11 protein-coding genes are annotated in these 14138 nt (G+C 66.4%); 6 read left to right on the top strand and 5 right to left on the bottom strand.

What is annotated here, in order from left to right:
* Nucleotides 1-49 precede the first annotated feature (49 nt).
* Nucleotides 50-1054, top strand: coding sequence for an SDR family oxidoreductase (locus ACSQ19_RS09385; protein WP_435996528.1), 1005 nt, complete (start codon nucleotides 50-52; stop codon nucleotides 1052-1054).
* Between the two features lie 174 nt (nucleotides 1055-1228).
* Here ACSQ19_RS09385 and ACSQ19_RS09390 read toward each other — a convergent pair whose 3' ends face one another.
* Together ACSQ19_RS09390 and ACSQ19_RS09395 are read right to left on the bottom strand one after the other, a co-directional pair.
* The gene (locus ACSQ19_RS09390) at nucleotides 1229-1414 is read right to left on the bottom strand and encodes a hypothetical protein (protein WP_435996530.1); all 186 of its coding nucleotides are present in this window, start codon (nucleotides 1412-1414) and stop codon (nucleotides 1229-1231) included.
* Nucleotides 1415-1797: 383 nt separating this feature from the next.
* A complete protein-coding gene (locus ACSQ19_RS09395; RefSeq protein ID WP_435996532.1) occupies nucleotides 1798-2541 on the bottom strand; it encodes a CPBP family glutamic-type intramembrane protease in 744 nt (247 codons plus the stop codon).
* A 95-nt stretch (nucleotides 2542-2636) separates the two neighbouring features.
* Here ACSQ19_RS09395 and ACSQ19_RS09400 point away from each other — a divergent pair, with 95 nt between their 5' ends.
* The 3 genes from ACSQ19_RS09400 to ACSQ19_RS09410 all read left to right on the top strand — a co-directional run bounded on the left by ACSQ19_RS09400 (nucleotide 2637) and on the right by ACSQ19_RS09410 (nucleotide 5422).
* Nucleotides 2637-3650 carry a L,D-transpeptidase gene (locus ACSQ19_RS09400; protein ID WP_435996534.1) on the top strand — a complete coding sequence of 338 codons (1014 nt, stop codon included), beginning with the start codon at nucleotides 2637-2639 and terminating at the stop codon, nucleotides 3648-3650.
* A 217-nt stretch (nucleotides 3651-3867) separates the two neighbouring features.
* Nucleotides 3868-4629 (top strand): hypothetical protein, encoded by a 762-nt coding sequence (locus ACSQ19_RS09405; protein ID WP_435996536.1) that lies wholly within the window; start codon nucleotides 3868-3870, stop codon nucleotides 4627-4629.
* A gap of 250 nt (nucleotides 4630-4879) precedes the next feature.
* Nucleotides 4880-5422 (top strand): DUF2878 domain-containing protein, encoded by a 543-nt coding sequence (locus tag ACSQ19_RS09410; RefSeq protein WP_435996538.1) that lies wholly within the window; start codon nucleotides 4880-4882, stop codon nucleotides 5420-5422.
* Between the two features lie 59 nt (nucleotides 5423-5481).
* Here the strand turns inward: ACSQ19_RS09410 and ACSQ19_RS09415 are convergent, their stop codons facing one another.
* Nucleotides 5482-7719, bottom strand: a complete 2238-nt coding sequence (locus tag ACSQ19_RS09415; protein WP_435996540.1) for a CocE/NonD family hydrolase — start codon at nucleotides 7717-7719, stop codon at nucleotides 5482-5484.
* A 374-nt stretch (nucleotides 7720-8093) separates the two neighbouring features.
* On the opposite strand from ACSQ19_RS09415, the gene ACSQ19_RS09420 reads away from it, so the two are divergent.
* Nucleotides 8094-10229 carry a TonB-dependent receptor family protein gene (locus ACSQ19_RS09420; protein ID WP_435996542.1) on the top strand — a complete coding sequence of 712 codons (2136 nt, stop codon included), beginning with the start codon at nucleotides 8094-8096 and terminating at the stop codon, nucleotides 10227-10229.
* 11 nt (nucleotides 10230-10240) lie between these two features.
* Here ACSQ19_RS09420 and ACSQ19_RS09425 read toward each other — a convergent pair whose 3' ends face one another.
* Nucleotides 10241-11071 (bottom strand): polysaccharide deacetylase family protein, encoded by an 831-nt coding sequence (locus tag ACSQ19_RS09425; protein ID WP_435996544.1) that lies wholly within the window; start codon nucleotides 11069-11071, stop codon nucleotides 10241-10243.
* Between the two features lie 2 nt (nucleotides 11072-11073).
* A complete protein-coding gene (locus ACSQ19_RS09430; protein WP_435996546.1) occupies nucleotides 11074-12537 on the bottom strand; it encodes a glycoside hydrolase family 30 protein in 1464 nt (487 codons plus the stop codon).
* Between the two features lie 345 nt (nucleotides 12538-12882).
* On the opposite strand from ACSQ19_RS09430, the gene ACSQ19_RS09435 reads away from it, so the two are divergent.
* Entirely contained in the window at nucleotides 12883-13893 is a 1011-nt protein-coding gene (locus ACSQ19_RS09435; RefSeq protein WP_296279215.1) for a LacI family DNA-binding transcriptional regulator, read from the top strand.
* Nucleotides 13894-14138 lie beyond the last annotated feature (245 nt).

Raw genomic sequence — 14138 nt, forward strand, 5'->3', positions numbered from 1 at the left:
CATCACGAAGCCGGCGCTAGGCTCGAACCATAGACGACGGAGCACGCCCATGGCGAAGAAGACGGCGAGTAAGGTCACAAAGACAGTGGTTAACGAAGCCAACGCGACCTCGTCGCGCCAGCGCGCCCTGCAGCGAGAGGCATTGAAGAAGGCAGCCGCCGTGCCCAAGCCGAAGAGGAAGGCAGTGCAGGCTGGCGTACGCGCGCAGCCCAAGCCGCCGCTGCCGAAACAGCACCTCGACAAGCCGGGCAACGAGGGCGACCTGCTGCTGCAACCGAAATTCCTGGCGCCTGATTATGCCGGCAGCGGCAAGCTGCAGGGCATGACGGCGATCGTGACGGGCGGCGATTCCGGGATAGGGCGTGCAGTCGCGGTGCTGTTTGCCCGTGAAGGCGCCGACGTCGCCGTGCTGTACCTGGACGAACACGAAGATGCGCGAGTCACCGCCGAGCATGTCGAGGCCGAGGGGCGCCGTTGTCTGGTGATCGCCGGCGATGTCCGCGATCCCGGGTTCTGCGAGACGGCCGTGGCGAAGACGCTGGAAGCATTCGGGCGACTCGACGTGCTGGTCAACAACGCCGCATTCCAGCAGCACGCGATGCGGCTGGAGGACATCAGCGACGCCCAGCTCCAGGAAACGCTGCAGACCAACATCGGTGGCTACTTCAATATGGCGCGCGCCGCGCTACCGCACATGCAGGAAGGCGGTTGCATCATCAATTCAGGCTCCGAAACCGGCATCTTCGGTAGCCAACACCTGCTCGACTACTCGGCGACGAAGGGCGCAATCCACGCGTTCACCCAATCGCTGGCCAGCAACCTGCTCCCGCGCGGCATCCGCGTGAATGCGGTGGCGCCGGGCCCGGTGTGGACGCCGCTGAATCCTGCCGACAAGAAAGCAGAGGATGTGGCAACGTTCGGCAAGGACAGCGACATGGGACGCCCCGCGCAGCCGGAAGAAATCTCGCCAGCCTATGTGTTCCTCGCTTCGCCGATCACGGCGTCGTATGTCAACGGCGTGATCCTGCCCGTGATGGGGGGTCCCCGCGGCTGAACCAGCGGGATCTCCCTGCGGCCTTCGATGCAGTGCGATGCCGGTCCAGGACCCTGCGGTGCAGGCGAAGTCCGGACGGGGACAGCGTGGTCCGAGCGGTTGCTGTGCGACCCTCTTCACTTCGGGTGTTGGCGCAGCTCCGCGTTTTCGCAGAAGCTGGCACAACGCGATCCCTCAGGTCCCATGCTTCGCCTTGATGGTCTCCGTCGTCCGCTCACCGAAGACGACGCGCGGCGCTCGTGTTGCCTCTGGGCACGTCGGCATGATCGATGCGTCCGCGTTACGCAGTTGCTCGACGCCATAGACCTGCACGTTGCTGGTGACGTCGTAAATCAGGTCTTGCCCCTCTTTGGGGTGCATGCCGGATGCCAGAAGGTCACCGGTGGCAGGAGCGTGGCGGGGTCTCCGTGCGCACATCCGTGGCACCGTCGCCGACGCCCGTGCGTGATGCTGTCCGCCTTCGGTCGCCACACGCGCGGCTCGCTGGCACACGCAGCTATGCCGGCGCCTACGCCGTCGCATGGTGCAGGTCAATCAGCGTCGCGCAACACGTCGGCGCTGCGCGTGGACTTCTGCCCGGCAGGCGGTGTCGCCGCTGGCAGACTTCAGCTACGGCGATCCGGGCCTGCTGTTCTAGCCGGCGAAAAAGGAAGGGAATCTGGAGTGCGGATGCCGCGAGTGATATGTCGAGAGACTACGCAACCCTTTCCGCGTTCTTCCTCTTGACGATGACCACGCCCGTGTCAGTGCGACAGCGATCCCAGCAACAGTCCTGCCCCGAACAGCGTCCAGTCATTGAGCACATGCGCGCCGGTCGACACCCACAGATTCCGCGAGAACAGGTACGCCAGGCTCAGTACCAGCCGGGCGCTGCCGATGATCACCAGGCACTGCACCAGGTCCCACTGGTAGGTGGGCAGGTGCGCCAGCGCGAATGGGATGGCCGACAGTAGCCACGCCAGCACCAGGGCAGTGCGTCGCGCCAGCCTCATGCGGGTATGCAGCCACCACAGCAGTGCGAGCAAGGGCAGGATGGTCAGCAGCTCCTCGCCCAACAGCTGCGGCACCATCGCCGCGAACGCCATGACACGGGTGGCCGTATCCGCTTCGCCCATCGATTTGAACGCGGGATTGGCCGACCCATGGTCCATGCCGTTCAGCAGCAGCCCGATCAGCAGGGTGACCACCAGGTTCAAAGCGGCGATGCCGACCATCAGCAACAGGTCGCGGCCGCTGGGGCGATGGAACAAGGCCGTCCAGGCGCGACCGACAACGAGGGCCAGGGCGCACAGCGGCACGCCGCAGAAAAGCAGCACGGGAATCCACATGCCCCATGGCTGGGGAGGGCGTGTCCACGGTGCCACCAGCAGCCAGAACGCCAGCGCCACGCTCGCCATCACGACAAGCCATTGCGGACCGGAAAGGCTGACGGGCCTGCCGGCGTAAAAAGGAAAGTCGGGGCGATGCTGCAGACCGGGAGAATGCACGGGCGACTCCGGGAGTGAACGGCTGCATTTAAGCATGGGTCCATGCAATATGTGACACCACCTGATGCTCGTGCCATCTCGACAAGGACACCGCGATGATCCGGACCACACTGATCGCATGGCTGGGGCTCCTGCTGCTTCCCCTCTGTGCGCATGCCGTGCCGTCATGGGGGGCGAAGACTTCCAGCCCTGCCGGCACACCGCCGGCCGCACTCAAGCCCGGCGAATGGGTCTGGGGCGGCGATGCCAAGGACATGGGGCCTATGGCGGTGGTGGTCAGCCTGACCGAACAGCGCGCCTACGTGTACCGCAATGGCCTGTTGGTCGCGGTGTCGACGGTCAGCAGCGGCAAGCCCGGACATGAGACGCCGACCGGGGTGTTCACCATCCTGCAGAAGGACAAGGACCATCACTCCAGCAAGTACAACGATGCCCCCATGCCCTATCAGGAGCGCCTGACATGGGATGGCGTGGCGCTGCATGCCGGCGGCTTGCCGGGCTATCCCGAGTCGCACGGCTGCGTGCACTTGCCCACCGAGTTCGCACGACTGCTGTTCGACGCCACCAGCATGGGCATGGTCGTGGTGATCGCGAAGGAAGGGATGGCCCCTGAAGATCTCGTGCATCCTCCCGTCGCCAGCCCGATCGATCCCAGGACGGGGGCGGAGGACGCCGCCCCGCTGCTGGGCGCGGCCGAATCCTTCCGCTGGGAGCCGCAGAAATCGCCGACCGGTCCGCTGTCGATGGTGATGAGTACCGCGGACCGCCGCCTGTTCGTCTTCCGTGACGGCATCGAGATCGGACGCGCGCGTGTGGATTTCCGGGATGGTCCCGCGCCGCAAGGTACACACGCTTACCTCGTGTCCGGTGCCACGCCGGGTCAGGCGCCGACATGGCGCCGCATCGGCATTCCCGGCCGTGAGGACGAGGCCGGCCAGGAGGTCGCCGAGAAGGATGCGGCACGCATCGTGTTGCCGGCGGCTTTCACCGCTGCGGTCTTGCCGCTGCTGCGGCCGGGCGTCGTGCTGCTGCAGACCGACCTGCATGTGCTGCCGGAGACCACGGGCGCGACGGTACAGGTGCTCAACGGGGATGTGCCGACCCTGTAGCCACGCGTTCGGAGGTGGGTCTTCACGCTGCCGTGGTCGTCAGGAGGTGATGCTCGACCACGGTGGACGGCGAGCCTCACACCCGCTGCGCAGGTGGTAACGCGCATCAACGGGGACACGCACGTCAGGTGCGCCGCACGCAAGGAAGCACAACTCAGGCCCGATCGTTGATCCAGGCACGTACATCCCGAAGTCGAACCCCCTCAGGAGAATCGCCATGCGTAGTCGCCTTTCGCGTTCCGTCACTTTCTTCACCCTGCTGGCAGCGCCTTTCGTCGCAACCGCGCAGACGCCGCCCGATGTGGAAGACCTGGTCGGCGCGCGCGGTGCCGGCGGCGAAACCCAGCTGCAGTCGCGAGGCTATGAGCAGCGCGATTCCAACACCGTGCGCGACCAGCGTTTCACCTTCTGGTGGAACGCGAAGCGCAGCCAGTGCATCTCCGTCTCCACCATGGATGGCCGCTATGCCTCGATCCAGTCCGTGCCGGCCGCCAACTGTGGTGCGTCCGGGAGTGGATCAGGCGGCGCATCGTCGCGTCCATATTCGTCCAGCGAGCGCGACCCCAATTCGCTCGTGCTGGTCTGCTACGGCGCCGGCACGCGTCCGACGGTGACCAGCGAGCCGAACTACAGCTGGGACGACAAGCGCAACAAGTGGCACGAAGCCGATACCGTGCGCGCTACCACCGAAGGCTTCAGCAGCGACGTGCAGATCGAACTGTATGGCGACCACGGCCGGATCCACCTGGGTGCGCCGCTGATTCCGCCGATCAACTCGCACGGCGATCATGGCTGGTGGGATCTCGACAACCTGCAGGTCGGTTCCGACCGCATCACCGCGAGCTATCGCCTCAATGGCATGAACAAGCCGCGCCTGACCGTCGACCGCCGTTCCGGCCGCATCAACATCGAGGGTGGCACGACGTTCTCGGGCCAATGCGACATCGGCAACTATGGGGGGGGTCAACGCCGGTTCTGAATGAGCTCGACATGGCGGCGCCAAGGGAGTGGCGTTCGGTGCCGACACCGGCTGGCACTGGAACCACGTCGTGAGGTGTCAGCAGCACGTGCTGCGGTCGCTGTTGATCGGGATTGAAAAAGAGGAGTGCGAGAAAGGGGGCGATGCAACCCGCATCGCCCTCTCGCGTGCGAATGACGGAAGCCAGACAGGGCCTGCATCTGCCGCGTGAGGCCATGCGTATGTACGGCAGCCCTCACGGAACGACGCAATGCGTGCCGATGCGACACGTTTGATCCTCAATCTGCTCGGCAACCAGGTGGTGTGGTTCGTTGCCGTGATCGCCGCCGGGCGTGGACAGGCATGGCCCGGGGTGCTCGCGGCGTTCGCCTTTGTCGCGTTGCATCTGCGAAGCGCGCCGCGGCCCGGGGACGAGATTCGCCTGGTGGTACTCGCGGTGCTGTGCGGGGTGGTCGTCGACGGCGTGGCGGCGTGGCAGGGTTGGGTGGTCTATCGCGCCGCCACCTTCGGTAGCGCGATGGCGCCACCGTGGATCCTGGCGCTGTGGGCATCGCTGGCGGTCACGGCCCATACGGGCATGCGGTCGCTGCAACCGCATCCTTGGGCCGCCGCGTTGCTGGGGGGTATCGGCGGTCCCTTGGCCTACCTGGCAGCGACCCGCGGATGGGACGCCGCGCAGTTCCCCGTGCCAGCGTGGCGGGGCGTGTGCTGGCTCGCGATTGCGTGGGCGATGGCACTGCCTTTGTTGCTGGGTGTCGCGAGACGGCAGGTGACGCGCAGCGCGCTGCGTTGAGCGGCACGGGCCCGCGCGGTCAGCGTTCGGCTTTCTCCCGCAAGCCGTCTTCGTTCTTGTCAGTCGCGTATCCCGAAGGTCAGGCAGCTGCTGCCCTGCCACTGGATCTCGAGAGGCTCGCCGGCGTCTTCAACGGTTTCGACGGAAGGATCCTTGCCGCTGCCCAGGTTGAGTTGGCGGTCGGCTTGCTTGCTCACGCCGATCGTCACCACCAGCCGGCTGCCGGCGGCCAGCTTGCGTCCGATCACGCGCGTGTCCTTCACGACAAGGCGTTGGAGCTCGCCCGGCTGCAACAGGCGCCGCTGCCGCCGGTCTTCGCTGTAGCTCGCTCGTTGTAGCCACCATGCAAGATCGAGGTATTCGCCGTCCGCATTCCGTTCGTAGACGCCGATGGTCAGGTCGACATCTCGCTTGTTGACGGTGAAGTCGAGCACGCCACCGAACGGGCCCGCGAGTTCGATCTCCTGCATCACGGCGTCGCCCACGAATGCCAGGCCCAGGTGCGGATCCAGTCCGGTCGTGACAACCTGCTGCGGCGGTGCCCAGTCCGCGTCTCGGCGGTCGCTGAAGTCAACGCGTTGCGACGCCACAACGCCTGGACGCGATCGCGGGGAAAGCGTGTAGGTGTCGATCGTCGCGCCAGGCGCCAGACACCACGACTGCGTGCGTGTGGCCATCGTCTCCAGCGTGTCAGCATGGCGCCACGCATCGGCACCCATGACCTGCCAATTCACGCGGCCGGCGAGCAGGTCGGGTTTCGGTGCGCCTTTGAAGACATGATCGAACCAGGCTAACCGCAGGGCCTGGAGGTTGATGCGCGCAGCGGCATCCGGTGCATAGCCCTGCACGCTCGGAGGCACGCCCGCCTGCATGGTGATGTGTTCGTAGGGACCGATGACCAGCGTGTGGTCGGCGTCCGCGCGGTGGCGCAGGTGCTGGCGGAAATAGTGCAGAACGCCCGCCTGCGCACCATCGAAGTAGCCCGTCGTCGCCAACACCGGGACCCCGATACGGGCGTACTCCTCGCCCTGGGGGATCATCGACTGCCAATACGCGTCGTAATCCGGATGCTGCAGCCATTCCAGGAACAACGGATTCGCGCTGCCATCGACCTGTGGCCGATCCCGGTACGCGAGACCGCGGGCATAGGCCTCGCGGTCGAGCTTGAGCCAGCGTTCGCCATCGCCATACCGTGCGTTGTCCAGCCAACGGTTGCTCGCGGTGTACAGCGGCCAGGGATACATGAAGTTGAGGAAGACGTTGCCTTCCATGGGAATGTCGATGCCGGGCGCCGCCGAGGCGGATGTGGCGATGGCCTTCAATGCCGGCGGCAGGTGCTTCAGTGCCGCCCACTGCGCGAAGCTGTTGTAGCTGCCGCCGAACATGCCCACGCGTCCATCGCTCCAGGGCTGTGTTGCGATCCAGCCGATGACCGCGGCGGCATCGGTTCCGTCGTGCTTGAACGGGGCGATGGCATCCGGACTGCGGCCCTTGCCGCGACTGTACGCCACCGCGCCGACATAACCGTGCGCGGCCATCGTCTTGGCATCGCCCCAAGCCACGTCATCGTCGGCGTAGACGGTGAACTGCAGCAAGGTGGGCAGTCGAGGGGCCGCCGCCGGGCGTACGACGAGGGTGGCGATGCGTGCGCCGTCCGGCGTGGGCACCAGGACATCACGATCAATGCGGTAGCGAAGGGCGTCGTCTTCCCGTAGCGCATCCGCGAACAGCGGTTGCAGCGCCACGTAGACACGATGGACCTGGTACGCACGGATAAGGTCGATCGCGTCCGGCAGCGTGACGCGTCGTTTCCCCGCGATCTTCGCCAGTGCCGCATCCAGATCGCCGCGGACGCGCGTCACCGATGTTCCGAAGGCGAACTCCGCCTGCAGGGCTCTCCTGTCGTCGAGCGCACCGAACCGTTGCGCGAACGCGTGGCGCCACGCGTTCGTGAAAGACATTCCCTGCTGCGCCTGCAGGACGTTCGCGCGCGCGTGGATCTCGTACTGGAGGAAGACCGGCGGCTGCGACGGCGGATCGTTGCGCAGCAGGCGGAGTGCATCGATGCTTTCGATCGCCTGCGCGTACTGGCCGGCGACCATCTGCAGCCGGAATTGCGTGCCGAGATAGCGCGCCCGGTCCTCGTCCTGGTGCAGGCTGAGTACGTCCCGCGCGAGGCCGGGCATCGCTTGGTCGATGTCGCCACCTTGGAGTCCTGCAGGAACCGGCACTTCCGGTACCTGTGCGAACGACGGCAGACAGAGGATCGTAAGGATAAGTCCCAGCAGTAGTTTCATATCGGCCGGAGTCAGGCATACCGGCATGCAGCTTGGCATGCTGCCCTTGCAGCAGGGAAGTGACCAAGGCATGCCGGCGCGAGGCGATGCATCTCGTAACCTAGTGCGGTGCCGACCCAGTGCCTCCGGCATACTGATGGCCTACCGCCCGGATAGCGAAGCATGACGGTGTTGAGCAGAAGCATGGACATTGAAGTGCAGGCGATGGGAGGGTGCCGTGCAGCCAGCGGCGCTGTCGCCCCGGATCTGATTCGTACTGTTTCGCAGGAAGAGCGCGCTGGCAGCGGACCGTCGACCAGCCGTGCACTCGTCGTCAGTGTTGGAAGGCAACGCCGCGTAGACGTGCCTCGCCCGGGATTCGGAACGATGCGCGCATGCCGTTGAAGTCGCGCTTCTGGCCGCTGGTGTGCGCCGCCTTGTGGGCACGGGCCGCGGGGGCTGAGCCGGCCGAACAGCCCGTCTTGCCGGCGGAAACGCTTGATCGTGTGGTCGTGACCGCGACGCGCCTGGAAACGGTCGAGGCGTTCGACACGCCCGCATCCACCGGTGTCGTGGCACTGGGCGATGGCGGTGCACGTCCGCAGGCAGCGTTGTCGGAGGTGCTCGAGGGCATTCCCGGCGTATTCGCGCGCGAACGGCAGAACCTCGCCCAGGACACGCAGTTGTCGATTCGTGGATTCGGCGCGCGGTCGACGTTCGGCGTGCGCGGCTTGCGCCTGTATGCCGACGGCGTGCCGGCGACAATGCCGGACGGTCAAGGCCAGGTGTCGCACTTCAACCTGCTGAGCGCGGATCGCGTGGAGGTGTTGCGCGGACCCTTTTCCGCCCTGCATGGCAACTCGTCCGGTGGCGTGATCCACTTGTGGAGCGACATTCCTGACGACGGGCGCGAAGCGCGTGCGCAGGCCAGCGTCGGCAGCCACGACAGCACCGTGATCGGTGCGCGCGTGCGCGGCGCGGGCGACGTGCTCGGCTACTCGGTGTCGGCATCGGTACTGGATACGCAGGGCTTTCGGGACCACAGCGCCGCACGGCGGGAATCGCTCAATGCCCGACTGCGCTTGAAGCCGGGCGACGGCACGCTGGATCTGTTGCTCAACCATTTCGACGCGCCCGACGCCCAGGACCCACTGGGCCTGACGCGGGCGCAGGCATGGCAGGCACCGCGCCAGGCGGCGCCCGTCGCAGTGCAGTACGACACGCGGAAGTCCGTGCGCCAGGATCAACTGGGCGCGGTCTACGAACGGCCCCTCGCCGCCGGCCACCGGTTGCGCGCGATGGCCTACGGCGGCCGTCGCGATGTCGAGCAGTACCTCGCGCTGCCGATCGCGGCGCAGGGCAATCCGCTCAATTCGGGGGGTGTGATCGACCTGGCCAACGATTACGGCGGGGCCGATCTCCGCTGGTCATGGACAGGCGACCTGGCGGGCCGACCGTTCGAGCTGGCGGCCGGTATCAACGCGGACCGCCAGCGCCAGCATCGGCGTGGCTACGAGAACTTCGTCGGCGCCTCGCTGGGCGTGCGCGGTACGCTGCGGCGGGACGAACGCAACCAGGTCGGCAACGCGGACCAGTATGCACAGGCGTGGTGGCGCCTGGCGCCACGCTGGTCGCTGCTGGTCGGTGTCCGCCACAGCCGTGTCGACTTCCGTTCCGACGACGCTTACGTCACGGCCACCAATCCCGACGACAGCGGTCGCGTGGTGTACGAACGGACCATGCCCGTCGCGGGCGCGGTGTTCGCGCCCACCGATGCCTTCCGCATATATGCGTCCACGGGGCGCGGCTTCGAGACGCCGACCTTCAACGAGGTCGGCTACCGTGCCGACGGCGGTGCGGGCCTTGCGTTCGACCTGCGCCCGGCGACCAGCCGCAACACCGAACTGGGCGTGAAGTGGCGGGGCCGGCAAGGCGCGCGCGTCGAGGCGGCGGTGTTCCGCGCCGACACCGATGACGAGCTCGCAGTCGCGCGCAATGTCGGCGGGCGCAGCAGCTTCCGCAATGTCGGCGCCGCGCGTCGCGAAGGTGTCGAGCTCCAGGCGGACCTGCCACTCCATGAGGCGTGGCAGCTGCAACTCGCCTATACGTGGCTGGATGCGACATTCCGCGACAGCTTCCCCATCTGCACCGCGAGCGGTTGCGCCTCGCCTGTCGTGCAGGTCGTGGCCGGCACCCGCATTCCCGGCATCGCCCGCCAGCAGGCATCGGCACGCTTGCGTTGGCAGGGTGCGCAATGGAGCGTCGCTGCCCAGCTGTCGGCGATCGGCAACGTCACGGTGAACGATACCGGCAGCGAACGCGCGCCGGGCTACAGCGTGCTGAACCTGGAACTGGTGCGCGACTGGGCGCTGCGGCAGGGCCGGCTGCAGGCATTCGCGCGCGTCGACAACGCACTGGACCGGTTCCATATCGGTTCGGTCATCGTCAACGAAGGCAATGGACGCTTCTACGAACCGGGCACCGACCGCACGTTCACACTCGGGCTGCGCTGGCTGTGGGCGGAGGACTGATGCGTTGGATGTCAGCGCGTCGGCGTGGGTGCACCTGATCGGTGGGAGGCGACGTATTTCATGATGTCGATGAAGGGCGCCACCCAGTAGTCGTCGGGGTGCGCGGCGAGATAGCGCAGCAGTTGTTCGTGCGCTTCGCGCGACACGGCAAGGTGATCGCCGCCGATGCCGTGGAATGTGAAGTTGACCATGGTGCCCTGGCGCGCCGCCTGCTCGACGCGTGCGATCAGCTGGTCGCCGGTGACGCCTGCAGGTACATCCACCGGCACGGCGGCCAGGTCGATCGCCGCCATGTCGTCGATGACGCCCCCTTGCCCGAGCTTGATCGCGACGAACTCCGATGCGACGGCATCGACGTAGTTGCCATCGCTCGCCTGCGTATCGCCGCAGGGGACGGTCATCGTCCGCTCGGTCCTGCCATCGAGCATGGCCAGCATCGCGTTGGCCAGCCGCACCTGGTCGACCAGCTGGGCGATCGTGGTGGTATCCAGGTTGCGATGCGGGACGACCCAGCCGCGATCGGGTAGCGACGCCGAGCACGCATGGAACAGCGTGTGGTTGCCGAGCTCGTGCCCGTTGCGCGCAGCGGCCGCCCATTCGCGCTGGCGCGTGCGGAGCGTGTCCGACGCCAGGGTCAGATAGAAGCTCCCCTTCAGGCCGTAGCGATCGAGCGCCGGAATGGCGTGGTCGAGCTGCGAAGGGACGGCATCGTCGTAGGCCAGGCTCACCGCCGCCGTGCGTCCGTCGGGCCAGGGATACGGTTCGCCGGCCTGCGCGGCAGTGGCGGCCCCCGCCAGCGCCAGCAGGGCGAGCCGGGCGATCCCCCGCCGGAACGCGGACATCCCTACTGCACCAGCGTCTGGATCGCGCGCGCGGGAATCGTCACCACGCCCGAGGCCTGGCCGACGTAGAAGTTGTATGCGATCTCCTTGTCGGTCGGATTCATCACCACCGTCGCCAAGCGTCCGTCCGGGTTCACGAAGGACGTCGCCAGCAGCGTGCTGCGGCTGGTGGCGGTGCTGACGCGGCGCGCGTCGGGCCGGATGAACTTCGAGAAGTGGCCGATGTAGTAGTAGCTGGGCGTGTAGATGAGTTCCCCCGAGCGGGTGTCGGCGTGCAGTGGCGCGAAGCAGTAGTTGCCCACGTGGTTGGGGCCGCCTTTCTCGTCGAGCAGCATGTTCCAGTCGGTCCAGCCCACGGCGCCGTTGTTGAAGTCGTTGATCATCGACGTGCCGTAGCGTTCGGCGTTCGGCCAGTGCTGGTAGCGCGCGGGGTCGAACTTCTCCACGGCGGCTTCGGTCAGCAGCACCGGCTTGTCGGGGAAGGCTTCCGTCACCGCGGCCACGTTGCGGAACATGGGATCGAAGCCGGCCCATGTCTCGTACCAGTGGAAGCCCAGTCCCCATGCGTACTTCGCCGCTTCCGGGTCGCCCAGGATCACCTGTGCGCGGTACAGCATCATGTCGCGGTTGTGGTCCCACACGATGATCTTCTTGTCGGCGTAGCCCGCCGCGTGCATCGTCGGGCCCAGGTGCAGCTTGAGGAAGTCGCGCTCCTCTTCGGCCGTGTACAGCATCGATTCCCATGTCTGGGTGGCCATCGGCTCGTTCTGCACCGTGATGCCCCAGACCGGAATCCCTTCCTTCTCGTAGGCCTGGATGAACTTCACGTAGTAGTTCGCCCACGCCTGCCGGTACTCGGGCAGCAGCGCGCCCCCCTTGAGCATGTGCCCGTTGGTCTTCATGAAGGCCGGTGCGCTCCACGGGCTCGCGTACAGCGGCAACGCGCCACCCGCGGCGGCGATCGCCTGCTTGATCATCGGGATGCGCGCCTTCCGGTCATGGTCGACGGAGAACGTCGCCAGCGCCTTGTCGCCCTCGTCGATGTACGTGTAACTGGCGGAGCTGAAGTCGGAACTGTGGATGGTGGTGCGCGCCAGCGAGTAGCCGATGCCGTCCTTTCCGTCGTAGTACGCGCGCATGAACTCGGCCTGCTTCGCCGGCGACAGCGTCGCGTAGACCTCGGCCGTGGAATCGGTGATGGCACCCCCGATCCCCAGCAGGGGCTGGAATGTCTTCGTGGGATCGACGAAGACCGAGTTCTCGACCTCCGTCAGTCGGTGCCCCGCCGTCAGGGTGACGGTCCCGGTCTGGCTCAACCGGTGCGCGGTGCCCTGCGCCGTCGTGTAGAGGGTCACGGTGGCAGGTCGCATGGGCGTCTCCTTGGGTTCGGCGGCGCTGGCGCCTGTCCATGTGGCGGCGAGTGCCATGCCGATCGCGGCAGCGGAAGAGAGTCGCGTGTAGCGCATGCAGGAACCTCGCAGGGGTGGGAACGGTCCGATCCCGCGTCGCCGCGTCGGACGCGTGGTAGTTGACAGCGCTGTCATACCGTTGCTACATCTCGCTGTCAATCGATGGCTCGGGGTAGTGCGGGAAGCGTGCGTGCGTCGTGCTTTCCGTGCGCGTCGTACGCAGGCGCGTGTTGCCGTGCAGCACGTGTTTGCGTGCAAGGCGCCGAGGATCGAGTCGCCGGTCGGATGGCGTCGATGGCGAAGGGTGATGGGGGGCGGCGATGTGTATCCAAGCGATGGTCATCGCTGTCAGAATCCGGCGTCGTGCCGGGAGGGTGGTCGGAATGGAGTGGGAGCAACCCCATGCGTAGTCGGATCGAGGACGTGGCCGCCGCCGCCGGCGTGTCCATGAAGACCGTGTCGCGGGTGCTCAACAACGAACCCAACGTGCGCGAGGAAATGCGCCAGCGGGTGATGAAGGCGGTCGAGAAGCTGCAGTACCGGCCCAACCTCTCCGCGCGGAGCCTCGCCGGCCAGCGCTCTTACGTGGTCGCCCTGGTATACAACAATCCATCGCGCAACTACCTGATGGAAATCCAGAGCGGCATGCTGGATGCCTGCCGGGACCACCACTACAACCTGGTGCTGGCGCCGGTCGCTTCACCGAAGCAGCGCAAGGCCGACGACCTGAAGGTGGTGTTCGAGCATTTCGCGCCGGATGGCGTGGTGCTCATTCCCCCGCTGACCGACGACCCGGTGGTACTCGCGTTCCTCGAAGAACACCAGGTGCCCTATGCCAGCATCGCGCCCAAGCATCCGGAAGGCAGGATCGGCGTGATGATGGACGAAACCGCGGCGGTACTCGAACTGATGGCCGGCCTGGTGGCGCAGGGTCACCGCCGCATCGCGCACATCAAGGGTCCGCCCGCGCATGGTGCCTGCCAGTGGCGCTACAAGGGCTATCGCGACGCGTTGAAGCAGGCCGGCCTGGCCTACGACGCGGATCTGGTCGTGCAGGGCGCGTTCTCGTTCGAGTCGGGCATCGAGGCGGGCAATGCGCTGCTCGATCTCCAGCAGCCGCCCACGGCGATCTTCGCCGCGAACGACGACATGGCGGCCGGCGTGATCCGCGCCGCCTGCGAGCGCGGCCTGGTGGTGCCGCGCGACATATCCGTCTGCGGCTTCGATGACACGCCCATCGCACGGCACATCTATCCCGCACTCACCACCGTGCGCCAGCCCACCTCCGAGATGGGCAAGCTCGCGACGCTGCAGTTGCTTTCGCGCATCCGCACGGCCGGTGGCGGCGGCATGGTGCACGTCGAGCACGAAGTGCTGTTCCGCGAGTCGACGCAAAGCCCCGCCAGGCGCTGATCCCCGCGTGCCCGTCGCCGTGGCGTGGCTGCGTCGCGGCTCATGCTGCGTGCGTGCGATGGTCGACGCACATGCCATACCAATAGAAAACCTTACGTACGTTCCGGCGGAAATTCTTTCGCTGATCGATGGATGTGTGAGTTTCGAGAAAACGATTTCAGCTGCGTCGCACCATCAATTTCGCAGCTGAAAACAAGGGATTTTTCGCAAAACGAAAGCGGATTTCCGGAAAGTTGACAACGCTG

The organism is Pseudoxanthomonas sp. LjRoot127 (genome assembly GCF_964253495.1).
Classification (GTDB): domain Bacteria; phylum Pseudomonadota; class Gammaproteobacteria; order Xanthomonadales; family Xanthomonadaceae; genus Pseudoxanthomonas_A.